The organism is Microbulbifer elongatus, assembly GCF_021165935.1.
Classification (GTDB): domain Bacteria; phylum Pseudomonadota; class Gammaproteobacteria; order Pseudomonadales; family Cellvibrionaceae; genus Microbulbifer; species Microbulbifer elongatus.
Genome location: NZ_CP088953.1, coordinates 3580717 through 3601187, shown reverse-complemented (window position 1 = coordinate 3601187; position 20471 = coordinate 3580717). Strand labels below are relative to the sequence as shown.

Genomic DNA, 20471 nt, shown 5'->3' with positions numbered 1-20471 from the left:
TTCCCCTCCTGATGGGATTACTGAGTGGTTTTAATCCGGGCTATACGCTCGCGAATCATCTCGAAAGTCTTGTGCTCTATTGCCGGGGGGGCAGAAAAGTTGTTTTCGATCAGCGCCTTGTCCGCAAGCGCGGCCACAGCAAACTCAACACCGTGACAATTCAGGCAAACCGGTAGCATTTTTTCATTTGGACGCAGGTTGTGATTCTGGTTGTGATTTACCAGAATCTCCCCTTGGTGCTCTTCTCTTGGCATATGGCAATTCGCGCAGCTGACACCGCCAGAGCGTTGATCATTCCAGAGGCGAAAATGTTCTGACTCCTGATACGCCACGCTATGAGTGTCGTTGTGACAGCCCAGGCAGGCCTCCACCGAGGCGACACGGGTATCGAGATCATGGGGGTTGTGGCAACTGGTGCAGCTCAGTTCCTTCGCCAATTCGATAGCGTGGGGGTGCATTGGCAATTTCGCTTCCTGAACATTCATGGGACGCGATTGTGGAAGGTCTGCAGAAAGTCGCATGCCGTGTTTGCCGCGGGTGAACTGTGCGAGCTGGCGGCTATGGCAGTCGCCACAGTTCTCCACGACGACCGCCGCCTCCAGCCCGGTCTCTCCGCTTTGGTGACAGGCAGTGCAGTTGGTCCCGGAAAGCGCGTGGGCTGAATTGCTCCAGGCCTGGGTGGCCGACGCAACCGGTACCGCCAGCTGAGAGCCGGTGGTGTCAGCGGGAAAATCTGCATCGGTTGCGCTAAGCGCGGTTCCGTCGCGGTTTTCAGCGTGCCACTTGAGCACAAGCGATTTCATCGGCAGCTGACCTCCGGGAATCAATGCCGGACTGTCGATGTGCGAAGCAAGGAACTCCTCGTACAGGTAGCGGTTATCGTGATAGTTATGGCAGCCTGCGCTGGCACAGGTCTCAAAACCTAAACCGGAGTGGTTCGGGCGGTTCTCGGCGATATCGCTGTGGCAGTGAAAACAAAAATCCCCCGCAAGAGATACCCCCATCTCATGAGTGATCTCGGGCTTATGTTCGGTATGACAGGAAATACACTGGCGTGCATCCAGGTGTGCCAGTAGACCGGCGTTACGCGGATCCAGGAACTTACTGCGGGGATGGCTATCGTTTGCCTGGATCAGCTCATCCTGGTGGCACCCCACACAGGCGTTCTGGATGAACTCCTGGCCGGCGAAGCCATCGCCGTGACAGGTCGAACAGGCCATCTCGATCTGATGGTGCCCATGAGTGACCTCGCCACTGAGAAAGAAGGATTTGTCATCAGCCTGGAGGTTGTAGGTGATCAGCACCGCGGCAGCGAGAGTGACTATCAAGCCGTAATGCCAGAATTTGAATTTATAATTTTTCATCTAGAAGTAGTACACGGCGAAGATATGATAGAAAAGCAAGATCGGCAGGGTCCAGAGCAACGCGTAATGGACTCTTGACCACCATTTGCGATGCTCGCGCAGCTTCAGATCTGTCCAGTGGTGATTGCGAGCCATAAATACCCCGACCAGCGAGCCGGTGCAGGTGGCGGCAAGGAACACCAGCATCAACGCCAGGTTCAGATTTTCTCCCAAGCGGAATCCGGTGTGCACCAACAGGACCAGCAGTGCGGCGAAACCGATGACACTGTGGATATAGCGCCAGTGGTCGAGGTGCCCGAGGTTGATGCGCTGCAGGCGTTTGCGCATCGAAAGACTCGCTGTCAACAGGCATAGCGTCAGCAAGGTATAGCCACTGACCTGTTTCCAGAAGCTGTCGTACCAGATCTTTTTCAGATACCAGCTGACCTGCACACTGTCGGAAATGGGCGGGGGAGGGGCCACTACCGCAATGGCAATCAAGATGAGAGAAAGTACCGAGATCACCAGAATACCGCGTGCGTGGCGCATCACCAGATTAGGCGCCGGCAGATCCAGCAGTTCGGCCATCAGGGGGCGACAACTGCCGCACGCGGAGCCGGCATTGGTTTCCAGCTCCAGGTCCTGCAGGGTGCGTTTACCGCGGGCGATGACACCGCAGAGTTCCCCTTTACTGACGCCATTACACTGACAGACCAGGTAGCTGTCCGGCTGCTGTTTGATGGTCTGCACGGCGGCTTTCTGCCAGAGATGGCCGTGCTCGCGGAAATTGGTGAGCTGCCGTTCGCTGACACTGGCACTGTCTTCAATGGCCTGCTTCAGCAAGTGGGATTCTTCCCAGCTTCCCACCATGACCGCGCCTGTAAGCCGGCCATTGCGTACATACAACTCCCGGTAATGGCCCTTGAAGCGGTTTTCAAAGGTATGTACCTGGGTTTCGTGAGGATTGTCCTGTTCCGTTTCCCCGATGACGAGGCAGGGAATATGGGAAATCTTTAGTTGGATGTCGTTGCGGCTGCCGCGATAGGGAGGCACATTTCGTGCTTGTTCTGTGGTGGCGGTGATATGTCTGCTGCAAATCTCGGCCTGTTCAAACCCCGGGCGTACCAACTGGTAGAGTTGATCGTCATACTCTGCGCATTCCCCTACCGCATAGATATCGGGGTCACTGGTCTGCAGATAGGGAGAAACCAGGATGCCACGTCTTGTAGCGAGCCCGGATCGGGTCGCAAGGGTGGTTTCCGGACTGATACCGGTGCAGAGAACCACACAGTCGGTGCGGAGGGTGCTGCCATCGGAAAGGGTAATCTGTTCCACCGAGTGGCTGCCCGCACAGCTGACCAGCCCGATACCTTCGAGCACTTCAACCTGAAGTGCAGAAAGCGCGGCGCTCAAGTAGCGGTTGGCAGTGCTGGAGAGGCGATTCCCCAATAGCCCCCTCCGCGCCAGCAAAACCACACGGTTGTTACTGGTTTTAAGCGCAGCGGCAGCCTCCAGCCCCAGGGCGCCGGCACCAACAACAACGAAGGTTTGCACCGTTTCTCGCAATCTGATCAGATCGTGAGCATCCTGAAGGTCGCGAAACCCAACGACATTTTTCAGTCCGATACCCGGGAGCTCCGGCATTACCGGTGTGGACCCGGTTGCCAGTATGAGCTTGCTGTAAGGCTGGTGCTGCCCCTCTGCATCGATCAGAAGCTTCTGCGCTCGGTCGATTTCGGTAATATTGCGACCGTAAAACTCTGCGAGACGCGGGTGGGGTTCACGAGAGACGGGGTTGTCCAGCTCGGACGATTCGAGATTATCCGCCAGATACTGAGACAGGCGCACGCGGTTATATGGCTGGTTGCTCTCGCCTCCGATCAGTACGACCTGAGCATCGCTGCTGTACTCGAGTAAACGCTGCGTGCAACGAACACCGACCGGCCCCGCACCGACAACCACATAAGTCGGGTAATCCTGCTGTTCGGATAACGGCCTGCCAACCTCGAGCTGATTTCGCTCGTGATCAATTTCTGGAAGGTCATTTGTCACGGTTCACCTCCCGAGTAGTTCTTCGCTTCACTCTGTGAAGCCATACCTCGAGCCATGTCTTTACCCGTTATTATTGTTTTAGTTTCGTTGGGTGGATCGTCCCTGATTTACCCTATAAGGAGTGAGCATACTCCCAAAATTTCATCACAGTCTGTTGGTGCTACGCCGATCAGTTTGGGTTGTACAATGTGTACAGTTCTTTTTCCTCAAGCGAGACCCGACGGGTGAGTGCTTCACCAATTTTCTCGTATTCCCCTTTAAAGCGGGTCAACTCCTCACGAGTGAGATTCTCCCGTGAATAACGCTTGCAAAACTGGACTACCGCGTTCGCGATATCGTTCATATCGGTACGGAAGTCTTTGACGATCTGAAGCGTGTGGCGATCCTCGGCAAGGGATTGCTCAAGGTACACGTAGAAGCTGACATTTTCTTTAATCAGGTGCGCCTGAAAGGTCGACTTGAATACCCCGAGCAGTTCAGACAGTTTGCGATAGTTCTGCTGCTCATATCCTTCCGACCATATGCGCTGATAGATATTGATCAACTCGTGGTGGTCGTTCTTGAGGGCCAGAATCAGCGAGGGGTCGTACTTGATCGTGCGCCGACTATTACTGCTGCTATCCTGCTCTTTGTCGGTATCGCGGGACTTGTTGGAGAAGAGTCGGAACATGGGAGGTTTCTCTCACTACTGGAATTGATGGTCTCGAGAATAAATTTTGCTGACCGGGAGTTCTCCGGTAATTTTTTCCACAGGCGCATTTTTTAACTTATTTTTTGGACAGATGTGCCTCTTTGTTGTTCTGGGTGTGAGGCTCGTCACAAAAAAACTTGAGCCCGAAAGCCCGGTGGCTATGAGCGCCGCGTTGCCAATGTGCAGATACAAAAAAAACCGGCAGTTGCCGGTTTTCTCTGCCGGATACCCCCGCACCGTCGCCGGTGGGGGGGTTGTTTACCGGCGGCTTAGCGATTACCTGCGACGCCCGCGCAGTCTGTTTGCCGGCTCCCGCACAGGCGCGGTGCCTGCAATCAACGTTTGTAGGTAGTTATAGGCATTGTCTCCGAATACACCGCAGATGCGGCGCCCTTCATCCACGGCGGCCTGAAAATGTACGCCTGCCCATACCCGGCTCTGGCCACAGTTCTCTTCCAGCGAAGTCCAGGTGGGGAATTCCAGGGTCATGTCACTGGCGGGGGTAACCCCAGGCTCGATACGGGAAGACCCGGCAGTGTAGGGGACACTCCAGTTCAGTGCGTCACTGCCCAGGTACTGCCGCGCGGACTGCGCATGGGCGGTGCAAAAGCATGTAGACGCAGAGGGGTACTCCGGGTGGTCGGCTTCTTCCAGGTAAGACTTCCAGGTGTTCGCGGGAATGCTCTGGGTGCCTTGCCCGGGGCCACCCCAGGCGGTAACGGGCTGCTTGCCGTAGATATATTGGATGGCGCTGAAAGGGCGTACGGCATCGTAGCGGCGCTTCTCCTGCCATACAAAAATCCCTGCGTCATGGGCGGCCATATTGGTCAGGAAGTCGAAATGGATAAACTCCATAAGACTGAGTTCCTGTGACAGCGCCGCAAATCCCGCGGAGAATCCCAGTGATTCGATTTTGTTGTCGAACAGTTCTGCCATCAGCTTCTGTTCGTCGGTGAGATTGGCCGATGCAACGAGAACCTCATCGGCCTGCTGTTTGTAGGCGGCAAAATTCCAGTGAAAACTCGCGATCGGAGGAAGGGCGCGGTATCTGCGGGGGGACTTGTACGAGTAAGGTTCGGTGAACGCATATTGCGGAGTGACAAACTGCTGAATTTTATACAGCCCCATCCCCTTGCGCTGAATATCAGGCTGCCAGCGGGAGGGGTTGAATAGGGTATAGGCAGTATTGATTGGTTGGTAGCCGGTGTAATCCATGTAGGGCATTGGATTGGCTGCGCGCAGGGGGCCAGATCGGGTTTCATCGCCCACCTGGTTCATGCCATCCCGCAGCCGCCCTTCGGCAACGGCCATGCCGGCGGCATTGCCGATGCCGATGGGGGTGGTGAGATCGGTGCTGTTATCGTCCGGGTCCAGGCCCTGGACTTCCAGCATGGCGCGCCAGGTGGTGTGCTGCAAGGGTAGCAGGGTGTTCAGGACCCGGTAGCTGGCGTACAGCAGCGCGATATTGATATTGCGGTTGTTTGCCGACTCATTCGCCGGGCGCCGCCCGAGCCGTGAGTAAACGCCCACCGCACTGGGGTGATAGGGGGCGCTGGCATCAAACCAGGCGTTGGTGATCTGGGTGGTGATCCGCAGCACCAGGGTGGCGTCGCCGCCGGTGGCGGATACGTATTGAAATGTGACAGGCGCGACGTATGGAATGACCGCTTCAATGGCGGCGTTGCCATGATCGAGATCCACTGGCGGTGGCGTAGTGGGTTGGGCCTGGGTATGTAAAGCGCAAAAAGCCAGTGCGGTGCCGCAAAGCACTGCACGGAGTAACATCCCTATTTTCATGTATATATTCCTGAATTGGTGTTCGAAATACCGGGATAGGTGCCGGTCCCCCGGGTTATACAATAAATAGGTGAATGCTTGGTCACAGACTCGAGGTGTAAAACGCCATTATTTGTTTTATGCGGGCTCATCAGGAAAAGCGCTAACCTGAGGGCATAAAAAAACCCGGCATTTGCCGGGTTTTTTGCTGGATGAGCGCTTAGCGGTTTTCCAGAGAGACGTAGTCGCGCGCGGTGTAGCCTGTGTACAGCTGGCGCGGACGGCCAATCTTGTAAGGATTGGAGATCATTTCGTTCCAGTGGGCGATCCAGCCGGCGGTACGGCCGGTTGCAAAGATCACAGTGAACATGTCGGTTGGGATACCGATCGCTTTCATGATGATGCCGGAATAGAAGTCTACGTTCGGGTAGAGTTTCTTCTCGACGAAGTACTCGTCTTCCAGGGCAATCTTTTCCAGCTTCTTGGCAATGCGCAGCAGCGGATCATTCTCGGCACCCATCGCACCCAGAACTTCGTCGCAGATGCCCTGCATGACGCGGGAGCGCGGGTCGAAGTTTTTGTAGACGCGGTGTCCGAAGCCCATCAGGCGGAACGGATCGTTTTTGTCCTTGGCCTTGGCAACATACTCGTCGATACGGCTTTCATCGCCGATTTCCTGCAGCATGTTCAGTACCGCTTCATTGGCGCCGCCGTGTGCCGGGCCCCACAGGGTCGCGATGCCAGAGGAGATACAGGCGAAGGGGTTGGCACCGGAGGAGCCGGCCAGACGCACGGTAGAAGTAGACGCGTTCTGCTCGTGATCGGCGTGCAGCAGGAAGATCACGTCCATGGCCTTGGCCACAATCGGATCGATCTTGCTCGGCTCACAGGGGTTGCCGAACATCATGTGCAGGAAGTTCTCGGAGTAGCTCAGGCTGTTGTCCGGGTACATGAACGGCTGACCTTTGCTGTGCTTGTAGCACATGGCGGCCAGGGTCGGCATCTTGGCGATCAGTCGATCCGCGGAGATTTTGCGGTGCTCCGGGTCGGTGATGTCCAGGGAGTCGTGATAGAAAGAGGCGAGAGCGCCGACAACGCCACACATCATGGCCATCGGGTGAGCATCGTAGCGGAAGCCCTTGAAGAAGTTGACCAGAGACTCATGCACCATGGTGTGGTTCATGATGCTGTTTACGTACTCTTTCTTCTGCTCGGCGTTCGGCAGCTCGCCGTTCATCAGCAGGTAGCAGGTTTCCAGATAATCGGATTTCTCTGCCAGCTGCTCAATGGGGTAGCCGCGGTGCAGCAGAACACCCTTGGCGCCATCGATATAGGTGATTTTGGATTCGCAGGAGGCGGTGGACATGAAGCCCGGGTCGTAGGTGAACAGGCCCTTGCTGGCCAGGCTGCTGACGTCAACAACGTCGGGACCGGCAGTGCCTGAGTAGACCGGCAGGTCGTAAGGTGCGTCGATACCGTCGACCGTGAGTTGAGCTTTCTTGTCGGACATTGTGGACTCCTAAAAACTATTCTTTCGCCAGCTTTTTATTTCCACACAAATCACTAAATGAATTCGGTGATTCCACGGCCCGGGGAGGGGCGCAATCCGCGTACATCTGTGATCACCTTTTTATGGGAAGGTGTATCCAGACGTTTTCTGATCGCAAGCAAAACCCGGAAAGTGCCGGATTCTGCGGGCTCGGAAGGCCTTCGTTGGCGGCATCCGGACGCGGATATGGGGCTAGCGGGCTTTTGAGCGCGGCCAAACTTAAGTGCCGCGCCTCAAATTGTCAAACCAAATCGAATTGGTTGACCAATTTGAGGTCCGCAGGATCTTCCGTGCAGGACGAATGTGGCAGGGATTTTGCCTGCTTGGGAGGGGATTCTGGCGTGTAAATTTGGGCGCGCGGGGATCAGGCGAAATGTCGTGTCTCATACCATGGTCTGGTGTGTGACGCGAATTGCAACTGGTACAAAGCCGCCTCGACCGGCTCGCCGTTCGTTGTGTTTTGAATTTTGAATGCCTATAATCCGCGCGGCTTGCGCCTTGGTAAGGCCACTTTGTACAAGACCTCGTCAGGTTGCGTGGATAGTGATCAGCAAGCTCGCCCGGTAAACAGAGAACTAACGGGCGCCCCGTCTTTCAGGGCAACAAGGTGTTTTTCCTGTGAACAAAAACAGACCTGTCAATTTAGACATTTCTACTATCAAGCTCCCCGCACCAGCGTTGGTTTCCATTCTGCACCGTATTTCCGGTGTGGTGCTTTTCGCTGTCGTTGCACTTCTTCTGTGCATGCTGGACTCCAGTCTGGAATCCGAGCAGGGTTTTAATAAAGTAGCTGCGTTTTTTACCAGCGTTCCGGCCAAGCTCGTGTTGTGGGCTTCATTGGCCGCACTGATCTACCACCTGGTCGCAGGTGTGCGTCACCTGATCATGGATCTGGGTGTGGGTGAGAGCCTGGAAGGTGGTCGCCGCGGTGCGGTCATCGTACTGGTGCTTTCTGTTGTGCTCATCCTGCTAGCGGGGGTTCTCGTATGGTAAAGGCAGTTACTGGCTTCGGCCGCAGTGGTCTGTACGACTGGTTTATTCAGCGCGTCAGTGCCGTGGTACTGGTGGCTTACACCCTCTTTATAGTGGGTTTCATTTTTCTCTCCAAAGATTTTGGTTACGCCAGCTGGTCCGCGCTGTTTGAACAGCGCTGGGTACGCGTATTCAGTCTGGTTGCCCTGATTTCCACCCTTGCTCATGCCTGGATCGGTCTCTGGTCCGTGGTTACCGATTACCTCACTAACCGGATGATGGGCGGCAAAGCGACTGTTTTGCGCATCCTGGTTGAAGTACTGCTGGGCGCGGTTGCCGTGTTCTACGCAGTGTGGGGCTTTGAAATTCTGTGGGGTGTGTAAACCATGTCGAATATGCGAACAATAACCTTTGACGGTATCGTGATCGGCGGCGGCGGCGCAGGTATGCGCGCGGCGCTGCAGATGGCCCAGTCTGGCTTCAAGACTGCGGTGATCACCAAAGTATTCCCGACCCGTTCTCATACGGTGTCTGCCCAGGGCGGTATCACCTGCGCGATCGCCAGTGATGACCCCAATGATGATTGGCGCTGGCACATGTATGACACCGTCAAAGGCTCCGACTATATCGGTGACCAAGACGCGATCGAATACATGTGTTCCGTAGGCCCCGAAGCGGTGTTCGAGCTGGAACATATGGGCCTGCCGTTCTCCCGTACTAAAGAAGGGCGTATTTATCAGCGTCCCTTCGGCGGCCAGTCCAAGGACTACGGTCGCGGTGGTCAGGCTGCACGCACCTGCGCGGCGGCGGACCGTACCGGTCACGCTCTGCTGCACACCCTTTATCAGAACAACGTCAAGCACAATACCGTATTCCTGAACGAGTGGTTCGCGGTGGACCTGGTGAAGAACCAGGACGGTGCTGTGGTCGGTGTGATCGCCATCTGCATCGAAGACGGCGAAGTCGTGTTCATCAAGTCCAAGGCGACCGTATTCGCCACTGGTGGTGCGGGCCGAATCTTTGCCTCCACCACCAATGCGCATATCAATACCGGTGACGGTGTTGGTATGGCGCTGCGCGCTGGCATGCCGGTGCAGGACATCGAAATGTGGCAGTTCCACCCCACCGGTATTGCCGGCGCAGGTGTACTGGTCACCGAAGGTTGTCGCGGTGAGGGTGGTTACCTCATTAATAAGGACGGCGAGCGCTTTATGGAGCGTTATGCCCCGAATGCCAAAGATCTGGCATCCCGCGACGTTGTTGCTCGTTCCATGGTGCTCGAGATTCTGGATGGCCGCGGTGCCGGCCCCAATGGCGACCACGTGTTCCTGAAGCTCGACCATCTGGGTGAAGAGCTGCTGCACAGCCGCCTGCCGGGTATCTGTGAGCTGGCCAAGACCTTTGCCCATACCGACCCGGTCAAAGAGCCGATTCCGGTCGTGCCGACCTGTCACTATATGATGGGTGGTATCCCCACCAACGTGCACGGTCAGGCCCTGACCCAGGATGCCTCTGGCAACGACCAGGTCATCGATGGCTTCTACGCCTGTGGTGAAGTTGCCTGCGTATCTGTACACGGTGCCAACCGCCTGGGTGGTAACTCCCTGCTGGACCTGGTGGTGTTCGGTCGCGCGTCCGGTCTGTTTATCGAACAGGCGCTGCGTGAAGGTATCGAAAACCGCGAAGCGTCCGAGTCCGATATCGAAGCGGCCATGGCGCGCCTGAATCGCCTCGAAACCACCAACGACGGTGAGTCCGCTGCGAGCCTGCGCACCGAGCTGCAGGGCGTGATGCAGAATCACTTCGGTGTATTCCGTCGCGGCGACTACATGGCCGAAGGTGTGAAGAAGCTGGAAGACCTGCGAGAGCGCATTGCCAATGTGCGTCTGGACGACAAGTCCAAAGCGTTCAACACCGCGCGTATCGAAGCGCTGGAACTGCAGAACCTGCTGGAAGTGGCGGAAGCCACTGCCATCGCGGCAGAGGTACGGACCGAGAGCCGCGGCGCTCACGCCCGTGAGGACTTCCAGGAGCGCGACGACGAGAACTGGCTGTGTCACTCCATGTTCTTCCCGGCGGAAAAACGTGTTGGCAAGCGCGCGGTCAACTTCGCGCCCAACACCGTAGACGCTTTCGAGCCGAAAGCGCGTACCTACTAATTCGGGAGCGGAAAGAAAATGTTGAAAGTAAGCATCTACCGTTACAACCCGGAAACCGATTCTGCGCCCTATATGCAGGACTACGAACTGGACACCCAGGGCAAAGACCTGATGGTGCTGGACGTACTCGAACTGCTGAAGGCTCAGGATCCCACTCTGGCGTTCCGCCGCTCCTGCCGTGAAGGTGTTTGTGGCTCTGATGGTATGAATATTTCCGGTAAGAACGGTCTTGCCTGTATCATGCCGATCTCGGAAGCGGCGCCGAAAGGCAAGCTGGTACTGCGTCCGCTGCCTGGACTGCCGGTCATTCGTGATCTGGTGGTCGATATGGAGCAGTTCTACACCCAGTACAAGAAAATTGAACCTTACCTGCAGAACAGCTCTCCGGCTCCGGCCATCGAGCGCCTGCAGTCCCCGGAAGATCGCGCAAAACTGGATGGCCTGTACGAGTGTATTCTCTGCGCCTGTTGTTCCACGTCTTGTCCTTCTTTCTGGTGGAACCCGGACAAGTTCATCGGCCCGGCGGGTCTGTTGCAGGCTTACCGCTTCTTGGCGGACAGCCGTGACGACGCCACCGACGAGCGCCTTGGCAATCTGGATGATCCGTTCAGTGTATTCCGCTGTCACGGTATCCAGAACTGCGTCAACGTTTGCCCCAAAGGTTTGAACCCCACCCGGGCGATCGGACATATCCGCAACATGCTGATAACCCGCGCCGTGTAGGGATTGCCCTTCAGGGGAACGCGGGTTTCCCACCAAAAATAATCACAATTAGGCCGACAGCAGCGCAGGTGTCAGGTCTATACGAAAAAGGGGAGGTGTCTTTTCAGCACCTCCCCTTTTGTGAGTGAAAAGACAGGAAAGAGCGGCGCAAAATTCAAGGGTGCGCGCCGTCAATTGAGGTAGGCATTAATGCACGAAAGCTCTATGGAGGCGCTCTGGCGGACTTCGCATATCTCTGGTGGCAACGCCGGGTACGTGGAAGATCTGTACGAGACCTATCTGCACGATCCCAGTGGTGTACCGGAAGAATGGCGCAGCTACTTTGACAGTCTGCCGCGGGTAAATGGCGGTGATGTTTCCCACGCTGCGATTCGCCAGCATTTCGAGCTGCTGGCGAAAAACCGTACCCGCCCCCTCGCCGCCCCCGGCGCCGGCTCGGTCAATATTGAACACGAGCGCAAGCAGATTAAAGTTCTGCAACTGATCAACTCTTATCGACACCGCGGCCACAAGAAGGCCACCCTTGACCCGCTGGGTATCATGGCGCGCGAGCAGGTGCCGGATCTGCAGTTGAATTACCACGGCCTTACCGAAGGCGACTTTGACACCACTTTCCAGACGGGCGATCTTTTCTTCGGTAAAGATGAAGCGACTCTGCGCGAGATTGTCGAAGGCCTGGAAAACACCTACTGCGGCAATCTCGGTGCCGAGATCATGCACTTGTCCAACCTGGACGAGCAGCAGTGGTTCCAGCAGCGACTGGAGCGCAGCCAGTCTAAGCCTACCTTCGGCAACGACATCCGCACCGAAATTCTGCAGCGCCTGTCTGCTGCGGAAGGCCTGGAGCGTCACCTGGATTCCAAGTACCCGGGTACCAAGCGTTTTGGTGTGGAAGGTGGCGAGAGTCTGATTCCGCTGATGGACGCTCTGATCCGCCGCTCCGGCACCTACGCGGTCAAGGAAATCGTAATTGGGATGGCCCACCGTGGGCGTCTGAACACCCTGGTCAACATTCTGGGTAAAAACCCGGCGGACCTGTTTGAGGAATTTGAGGGCAAAAAGACCCTGGATACCTCCGGCGATGTGAAATACCACCAGGGCTTCTCTTCCAACGTGATGACCCCCGGTGGCGAAGTGCACCTGGCACTGGCTTTCAACCCCTCGCACCTGGAAATCTGTGCGCCGGTAGTGGAAGGTTCCGTGCGTGCCCGTCAGGATCGTCGTGGCGACAGCACCGGCGAGAAGGTCATGCCGATCAATATCCACGGTGATGCGGCCTTTGCCGGTCAGGGTGTCGTGCAGGAAACCCTGCAGATGTCCCAGACCCGTGGTTATTACACCGGCGGTACCATTCACCTGGTGCTCAACAACCAGGTGGGCTTCACGACCAGCAAGCGCGAAGACGCCCGCTCCACCGAATACTGTACCGATGTGGCGAAGATGATCGACGCCCCGGTACTGCACGTAAACGGCGACGACCCGGAAGCCGTGGTGCTGGCCGGTCTGCTGGCGGTCGATTACCGCTACGAATTCAAGAAAGACATCGTGATCGACCTGGTGTGCTACCGCCGTCGCGGCCACAACGAGACCGATGATCCTTCCGGCACTCAGCCGCTGATGTATCAGACCATCCGCAAGCATAAAACCACCCGCACTCTGTATGCAGAAAAACTGATCGCAGAAGGCGTACTGGACAAGGCGGCCGCGGACAAGCTGGCAAATGATTACCGGGACAAACTGGATCGTGGCGAAGACGTCGCCACGGGGCTGGTGAAAGAGCCGGATTCTTCCATGTTTGTGGACTGGCGCCCTTACCTGAACCACGAGTGGACCGCTGAAGGTGATACCAGCTTCCCGATGAAGAAGCTGAAGGACGTGGCCACTCGTATGACCACGGTGCCCGATGGCATCGTGATGCAGCGTCAGGTATCCAAAATTTACGACGACCGCCGCAAGATGGCCGGTGGCGGCCTGCCGCTGAACTGGGGCATGGCGGAAACTCTGGCGTATGGCACCCTGCTGGAAGAGGGCTATATGGTCCGCTTCACCGGCGAGGATGTGGGCCGCGGTACCTTCTCGCACCGCCATGCGGTGATTCACAGCCAGAAAGACGGCCAGAGCTATGTACCTCTGCAGCATATGTACGAGGGGCAGCCGCGTTTTGATATTTACGACTCGCTGCTGTCGGAAGAAGCGGTGCTGGCGTTCGAGTACGGCTATGCCACCACCACCCCGAAATCCCTGGTGGTGTGGGAGGCGCAGTTCGGTGATTTCGCCAACGGTGCGCAGGTAGTAATCGACCAGTTCATCACTTCCGGCGAGCACAAGTGGGGCCGTATGTGCGGCCTGGTGATGCTGCTGCCGCACGGCTATGAGGGTCAGGGCCCGGAGCACTCCTCTGCGCGTCTCGAGCGTTTCATGCAGCTGTGCGCCGAGCACAACATCCAGGTGTGTAATGCCACGACCCCAGCACAGATTTTCCACCTGCTGCGTCGGCAGGCAGTTCGCCCCATGCGTCGCCCGCTGGTGATCATGAGCCCGAAATGGATCCTGCGTCACAAGCTGGCCACTTCCAGTCTCGACGAACTCGCCAATGGCAAATTCCACAATGTGATCCAGGATGACGCCGTGGACGCCACCAAGGTGAAGCGTCTGGTGATCTGCTCCGGTAAGGTCTATTACCATCTGCTGGAAGCACGCATGGAGCGGGAACAGGAAGACGTTGCCCTGGTACGTCTGGAGCAGCTGTACCCATTCCCGGACGACGAGTTCCTGTCTGCGGTTTCCGCGTTCAAGAACATCAAGAGTGTTGCCTGGTGTCAGGAAGAGCCCATGAACCAGGGCGCCTGGTACTCCAGCCAACACCACTTGCGTCGCCTGCTGAAAGAAGCACATCCCAAGCTGGAACTGGAGTATGTCGGCCGCGCAGCCTCTGCTGCACCGGCGGCGGGCTATATGTCCACCCACTTGGAAGAACAGAATACGTTCATCAACGAGGCGCTGACTGTCGATTAAGGCAGCAGTACAACGAAGAGCAGGGCGTTGGTCAATCTGGCGCCCAAGACAATCTCAGGAAACAGGAACAATGACCATCGAGATTAAAGCGCCAACATTCCCGGAATCTGTTCAGGACGGCACTATCGCCACCTGGCACAAGCAACCGGGTGAAGCTGTGTCCCGCGATGAACTGATCGTGGATATTGAAACCGACAAAGTTGTGCTGGAAGTTGTGGCACCGGCTGACGGCGCCATTAGCGAAATTATCAAGGGTGAGGGCGATACCGTTCTGTCCAATGAAGTTATCGCCAAATTTGAGGAAGGTGCCGGCGGCAGCGCAGGTGATTCCTCTGAAGCCGCACCGGCTCCAGCCGAAGCACCGGCCGCGGAAGCCCCGGCTGCCAGCGGTGAGAAAATCGCCATGCCGTCTGCCAAGAAAATGGCAGCAGAAAAAGGTGTAGACCTGGCCGGTGTCGAAGGCACTGGTAAAGGTGGTCGCGTTCTGAAAGAAGACGTGATGAAAGCCGGCTCCGCCCCCGCGGCAAGTGCTCCGGCTGCCGCGGCTCAGGTTGAAGTCGCTGCAGGTGAACGCGTTGAGAAGCGCGTGCCTATGACCCGCATGCGCAAACGCATCGCCGAGCGCCTGCTTGACGCCTCCCAGTCCACTGCCATGCTCACGACCTTCAACGAAGTGAACATGAAGCCGATCATGGATCTGCGCAAGAACTACAAAGACCTGTTCGAGAAAACCCACAACGGTACTCGCCTGGGCTTTATGGGTTTCTTCGTGAAGGCTGCGGTAGAGGCGCTGAAGCGTTACTCTGCAGTGAATGCCTCTATCGACGGTAACGACATCGTTTACCACGGCTACCAGGATATTGGTGTAGCGGTTTCCTCTCCGAAAGGTCTGGTCGTACCCATTCTGCGCAACGCAGAGAACATGGGCTTGGCGGACATGGAAAACAATATCCGTGATCTGGGCGTACGTGCCCGCGATGGCAAGCTGTCTATCGAAGAGGTGACCGGTGGCACCTTCACCATCACCAACGGTGGTGTGTTTGGTTCCTTGCTGTCCACCCCGATTCTGAATCCGCCGCAAACGGCGATTCTGGGTATGCACAAAATCCAGGAGCGCCCGATGGCGGTCGACGGCAAGGTAGAAATCCTGCCAATGATGTACCTGGCGCTGTCTTACGATCACCGTCTGATCGATGGTAAGGAAGCGGTGGGCTTCCTGGTGGCGATCAAGGAAATGATCGAAGATCCTGCGCGTATTCTGCTGGAAGTATAAGCAGATCTATTTTGGAGACAGGGCGGCAGTTGTGACTGCCGCCATGAAAAATGAGTCAGCCGCTCGCGCTGGCATCAACGGCATCAAGACCGTCTCAGGGAATACCGGGAAGCTCCCCGGTTATGCGATGAAATATTCGCATACGTTGAATCCACTCAAATTTGGAACAGACCATGTCAGAAAAATTTGACGTAATTGTAATCGGCTCCGGCCCCGGTGGTTATGTGGCCGCAATCCGCGCAGCGCAGCTGGGTCTGAAAACTGCCTGTGTTGAAAAATGGGTAAATCAAGAAGGCAAGACCGTGAATGGCGGTACCTGCCTGAACGTGGGCTGTATTCCTTCCAAGGCGCTGCTGGACAGCTCTTGGAAATACCACGAGGCCAAGGACTCTCTCGACGTACACGGCATCGATACCGGCAAGGTAAAGATTGACGTCAAGAAAATGATCGAGCGCAAAGAAGGCGTCGTCAAGCAGATGTCTGGTGGCATCTCAGGTCTCTTTATGGCCAACAAGGTGACCTCGATCCAGGGTACCGGCAAGCTGCTGGCTGGCAAGAAAGTGGAAGTCACCGACAAAGACGGCAAGACCACCACTTACGAAGCCGAGAATGTGATTCTGGCTTCCGGCTCCGTGCCAGTAAATATCCCGCCGGCACCTGTGGACAACAAAGTGATTGTTGACTCCACCGGCGCACTGGAATTCACCGAAGTGCCCAAGCGTCTCGGTGTGATCGGCGCGGGTGTCATCGGCCTGGAACTGGGCTCCGTATGGAATCGCCTGGGCTCCGACGTGGTTGTTCTGGAAGCCCTGGACAGCTTTCTGGCAATCATGGATCAGCAGATTGCCAAAGAATCTCAGAAAATCTTCAAGAAGCAGGGCCTCGACATTCGCCTTTCCTGCCGCGTTACCGGCAGTGAAGTAAAAGGCAAAGAAGTCGTTGTTACCTATCAGGATAAAGACGGCAACGAACAGACCGAAACCTTCGACAAGCTGATCGTCTGTGTGGGCCGTCGTCCGTACACCGAAGGCCTGCTGTCTGAAGACGCCGGTGTAAAGCTGGACGAGCGTGGTTTCATCTACGTCAACGACCTCTGCATGACTTCTGCACCGGGCGTATGGGCGATCGGTGACGTGGTGCGCGGCCCGATGCTGGCCCACAAAGCGTCTGAAGAGGGCGTGGTGGTTGCCGAGCGCATCGCCGGTCAGAAGCCGATGATGAACTACGACGTGATCCCGAACGTGATCTACACCCACCCGGAAATCGCCGCAGTTGGCCGCACCGAAGAGCAGGTGAAAGCCGATGGCGAGCCCTATAACGTCGGTGTGTTCCCGTTCCTGGCGGTTGGCCGTGCAGTTGCTGCAAACGAGTCCGGCGGCATGGTGAAAATCATCGCCCACGCTGAGACCGATCGAGTACTGGGTGCCCACATCGTAGGCCCGAGCGCCTCTGATCTGGTGCAACAGGTAGCGATTGCCATGGAATTTGGTTCCAGCGCGGAAGACATCGGCATGACCGTATTCGGTCACCCGACCTTCTCTGAAGCGGTCAAGGAAGCGGCCCTCGCCGTTAACGGTCACGCCATTCACATGGCCAACCGTAAAAAGCGCAAGTAAGCGACCCGTTATACCGGGGCGGAAAGCAGTTTCCGCCCCGGATTCATTTCAGGGGGCTGATTTTGTAATGAAGCAGAATCAGGCTTCTGTCTAAAGGTGCAGAGCAATCTGCAAATTGGTAAACACATTTCAAATGTGAATTGGTATTGACTATGAACTTGCATGAGTATCAGGGCAAACAACTGTTTGCAGCATACGGATTGCCGGTTTCCAAAGGCATTGCAGCGGAAACCCCGGCAGCGGCAGCAGCGGCAGCAGACGAAATCGGCGGCGACAAGTGGGTTGTTAAAGCCCAGGTACACGCTGGTGGCCGCGGTAAAGCGGGCGGCGTAAAGCTGGTAGATTCCAAAGCGGAAATTGAAGAATTTGCGAAGAAGTGGCTGGGTAACAACCTGGTAACTTATCAGACAGACGAAAACGGCCAGCCGGTTTCCCGCATCCTCGTGGAAAGCTGCACCGATATCGACCAGGAACTGTACCTGGGTGCGGTACTTGACCGCGCTACTCGTCGCATCGTTTTCATGGCGTCCACCGAAGGCGGTGTTGAAATCGAGAAAGTCGCGGAAGAGACCCCGGAAAAAATCCTGAAAGCCACCATCGACCCGCTGGTAGGCGCTCAGCCATACCAGGGCCGTGAGCTGGCCTTCAAACTGGGCCTCGAAGGCGACCAGATCAAACAATTCACCAAGATCTTCCTGGGTCTGGCGAAAATGTTTGAAGAAAAAGACCTGGCCCTGCTGGAAATCAACCCTCTGGTAATCACTCCAGAGAAGAACCTGCACTGCCTGGACGCCAAGATCGTAATCGACAGCAATGCGCTGTACCGTCACCCGGACCTGCGTGAAATGCACGACCCGTCTCAGGAAGACGAGCGCGAAGCACACGCAGCCAAGTGGGACCTCAACTACGTAGCCCTCGATGGCAACATCGGTTGCATGGTGAACGGTGCTGGCCTGGCCATGGGTACCATGGACATCGTCAACCTGCACGGCGGCAAGCCTGCCAACTTCCTGGACGTTGGCGGCGGCGCGACTAAAGAGCGCGTTGTTGAAGCGTTCAAAATCATCCTGTCCGATGACAACGTTAAAGCCGTTCTGATCAACATCTTCGGCGGCATCGTACGCTGCGACATGATCGCGGAAGGCGTAATCGGCGCAGTGAAAGAAGTTGGCGTTACTATCCCGGTTGTTGTTCGCCTCGAAGGTAACAACGCAGACCTGGGTGCCAAGGTTCTGAGCGACAGCGGCCTGAACATCATCGCTGCCACCAGCCTGACCGACGCGGCAGAGCAAGTGGTTAAAGCTGCGGAGGGTAAATAATCATGTCAGTACTGATTAACAAAGATACTAAAGTCATCTGCCAGGGCTTCACCGGCTCCCAGGGTACTTTCCACTCCGAGCAAGCCATCGAGTACGGTACAAAAATGGTCGGCGGTGTTACCCCGGGCAAAGGCGGCCAGACTCACCTGGGCCTGCCAGTATTCGACACCGTGAAAGAAGCCGTAGAAGCGACTGGCGCAGAAGCGTCTGTTATCTACGTACCGGCGCCTTTCTGTAAGGATTCCATCCTGGAAGCAGCCAACGGCGGCATCAAGCTGATCGTGTGCATCACCGAAGGCATTCCTACCATGGATATGCTGGATGCCAAGGTTAAGTGTGACGAGCTGGGCGTGCGCCTGATTGGCCCGAACTGCCCGGGCGTGATCACTCCCGGTGAGTGCAAAATCGGCATCATGCCGGGCCACATCCACAAGCCGGGCAAAGTGGGCATCGTTTCCCGCTCCGGTACTCTGACTTACGAAGCCGTAAAGCAGACTACCGACCACGGTTTCGGCCAGTCCACCTGTGTGGGCATTGGCGGTGACCCCATCCCGGGTTCCAACTTCATCGATATTCTGGAAATGTTCCAGAACGACCCGCAGACTGAAGCCATCGTAATGATTGGTGAGATCGGCGGTTCCGCGGAAGAAGAAGCGGCTGCTTACATCAAGGCAAACGTCACCAAGCCGGTGGTTTCCTATATCGCGGGTGTAACCGCACCTCCCGGAAAGCGCATGGGCCACGCCGGTGCGATCATTTCCGGTGGTAAAGGTACCGCAGACGAAAAATTTGCTGCTCTGGAAGACGCCGGTGTTAAAACCGTACGCTCCCTGGCGCAAATCGGCGACGCACTGAAGGAAGTAACTGGCTGGTAATCAGCTATTCCTTTCTGAAAAGCCGCCTTCGGGCGGCTTTTTTTATGCCTGAAATTACCCTCCACAAGTCTTGCGAATCAATAACTGTGTAATTAGTGTCAAAACTGACATTCTTGCTTCCGGCGGACGGTAAAGTCCTGTGTTCAGCAGCCTATGGCTTGTGTGCAGGGAATGAGATAGGCTAAACCATTGATATACAAAAGGTTAGGGTATTTCATACAAGCCATTTGGAAAACAAGAACAAAAGCCATGGGCTTCTTTTGCTCGCATGAATGTGATGGCCTGTTTCTATAGGTTATTGATTCTTGGTTATTTTTGTTGGGGTGTTGATTTCTGTGCCGAGGAACAATTGCTTCTGCAACAAAAGCCTATGGCGTATGAATAAAACTGTTACGTGATAGTAAATAAACTTTGAAAATTGTATTTCTACCAGGAATGGATGGAACGGGATTGCTCTTTAATGAGCTAATTCTGAATATCCCTAGCGAATTCGACCGAGAAGTTATTTGCCTGAATGAAATACAGGGTGTGAGCTACCGCCAGCAAGCGGAGCAGATTGCTGAAAAAATTGGATCATCAAGCGTTTTAGTAGTCGCAGAATCATATTCCGGAAGAATTGCATATGAATTATGCAGCATTCTCGGAGCCAGAGTTTCGAAAGTGGTTTTTATAGCTAGCTTTGTTTCATGCCCCGGAGTGCTCGCAAAGCTTGCTGCCGTCCTACCAGAGTATTTTCTTAAGCCAAATCTATTTCCAAACTGGCTTATGAAAATGCTATGTTTTGACGGCCGTGGTAATAGGGTGCTAATGGATCAAGTTCGGCAAGCGATTACACAGGTCAAGCCAAGCGCTCTAAAGCGGCGTTTATTGAATATTGCTGAACTTGATGAGCCGAAAGTTCAACAATCAACCGCAGCAGTTTATATCCGGCCAACAAATGATCGCTTGGTTGCATATGATGCAGTCAAAGTTTTGGGTAATATATATCCCGAGCTAAGTGTCGAATCTGTTGAAGGCGGACATTTCATTGCTCAAACGGCCCCGGAATCATGTGCGAGAGTCATAGTCCGTGCCACAACCACGTAACAAACAGCGGCAGAGCGACAGC

15 protein-coding genes are annotated in these 20471 nt (G+C 55.8%); 10 read left to right on the top strand and 5 right to left on the bottom strand.

Features of this window, described 5'->3' with window-relative positions; all coding sequences use genetic code 11:
* Window positions 1-17: 17 nt before the first annotated feature.
* The 5 genes from LRR79_RS14890 to gltA all read right to left on the bottom strand — a co-directional run bounded on the left by LRR79_RS14890 (window position 18) and on the right by gltA (window position 7372).
* Window positions 18-1364, bottom strand: coding sequence for a cytochrome c3 family protein (locus LRR79_RS14890; protein ID WP_231757963.1), 1347 nt, complete (start codon window positions 1362-1364; stop codon window positions 18-20).
* The gene (locus LRR79_RS14885) at window positions 1365-3395 is read right to left on the bottom strand and encodes an FAD-dependent oxidoreductase (protein ID WP_231757962.1); all 2031 of its coding nucleotides are present in this window, start codon (window positions 3393-3395) and stop codon (window positions 1365-1367) included.
* A gap of 169 nt (window positions 3396-3564) precedes the next feature.
* A complete protein-coding gene (locus tag LRR79_RS14880) occupies window positions 3565-4065 on the bottom strand; it encodes a hemerythrin domain-containing protein (protein WP_231757961.1) in 501 nt (166 codons plus the stop codon).
* A 297-nt stretch (window positions 4066-4362) separates the two neighbouring features.
* Window positions 4363-5883, bottom strand: coding sequence for a vanadium-dependent haloperoxidase (locus LRR79_RS14875; RefSeq protein ID WP_231757960.1), 1521 nt, complete (start codon window positions 5881-5883; stop codon window positions 4363-4365).
* A 199-nt stretch (window positions 5884-6082) separates the two neighbouring features.
* Window positions 6083-7372, bottom strand: a complete 1290-nt coding sequence (gene gltA, locus LRR79_RS14870; protein ID WP_231757959.1) for a citrate synthase — start codon at window positions 7370-7372, stop codon at window positions 6083-6085.
* 657 nt (window positions 7373-8029) lie between these two features.
* Between gltA and sdhC the strand changes: the two genes are divergently transcribed.
* The 10 genes from sdhC (at window position 8030) to LRR79_RS14820 (ending at window position 20449) form a co-directional block, all read left to right on the top strand.
* A complete protein-coding gene (gene sdhC / locus LRR79_RS14865) occupies window positions 8030-8404 on the top strand; it encodes a succinate dehydrogenase, cytochrome b556 subunit (protein WP_231757958.1) in 375 nt (124 codons plus the stop codon).
* Complete coding sequence (sdhD, locus tag LRR79_RS14860; RefSeq protein ID WP_231757957.1) at window positions 8398-8766, top strand: succinate dehydrogenase, hydrophobic membrane anchor protein; 369 nt, start codon at window positions 8398-8400, stop codon at window positions 8764-8766. The genes sdhC and sdhD overlap by 7 nt, the downstream gene beginning before the upstream one ends.
* 3 nt (window positions 8767-8769) lie before the next feature.
* Window positions 8770-10542, top strand: a complete 1773-nt coding sequence (gene sdhA, locus LRR79_RS14855) for a succinate dehydrogenase flavoprotein subunit (protein WP_231757956.1) — start codon at window positions 8770-8772, stop codon at window positions 10540-10542.
* A gap of 18 nt (window positions 10543-10560) precedes the next feature.
* A complete protein-coding gene (locus tag LRR79_RS14850; RefSeq protein ID WP_231757955.1) occupies window positions 10561-11265 on the top strand; it encodes a succinate dehydrogenase iron-sulfur subunit in 705 nt (234 codons plus the stop codon).
* Between the two features lie 189 nt (window positions 11266-11454).
* The gene (locus tag LRR79_RS14845) at window positions 11455-14280 is read left to right on the top strand and encodes a 2-oxoglutarate dehydrogenase E1 component (RefSeq protein WP_231757954.1); all 2826 of its coding nucleotides are present in this window, start codon (window positions 11455-11457) and stop codon (window positions 14278-14280) included.
* 70 nt (window positions 14281-14350) lie between these two features.
* A complete protein-coding gene (gene odhB / locus LRR79_RS14840) occupies window positions 14351-15553 on the top strand; it encodes a 2-oxoglutarate dehydrogenase complex dihydrolipoyllysine-residue succinyltransferase (RefSeq protein WP_231757953.1) in 1203 nt (400 codons plus the stop codon).
* A 173-nt stretch (window positions 15554-15726) separates the two neighbouring features.
* Window positions 15727-17169 (top strand): dihydrolipoyl dehydrogenase, encoded by a 1443-nt coding sequence (lpdA, locus tag LRR79_RS14835; RefSeq protein ID WP_231757952.1) that lies wholly within the window; start codon window positions 15727-15729, stop codon window positions 17167-17169.
* Between the two features lie 152 nt (window positions 17170-17321).
* The gene (sucC, locus tag LRR79_RS14830) at window positions 17322-18488 is read left to right on the top strand and encodes an ADP-forming succinate--CoA ligase subunit beta (protein WP_231757951.1); all 1167 of its coding nucleotides are present in this window, start codon (window positions 17322-17324) and stop codon (window positions 18486-18488) included.
* A gap of 2 nt (window positions 18489-18490) precedes the next feature.
* Window positions 18491-19363 carry a succinate--CoA ligase subunit alpha gene (gene sucD / locus LRR79_RS14825; RefSeq protein WP_231757950.1) on the top strand — a complete coding sequence of 291 codons (873 nt, stop codon included), beginning with the start codon at window positions 18491-18493 and terminating at the stop codon, window positions 19361-19363.
* A 411-nt stretch (window positions 19364-19774) separates the two neighbouring features.
* Entirely contained in the window at window positions 19775-20449 is a 675-nt protein-coding gene (locus LRR79_RS14820) for an alpha/beta fold hydrolase (protein ID WP_231757949.1), read from the top strand.
* Window positions 20450-20471: the final 22 nt, after the last annotated feature.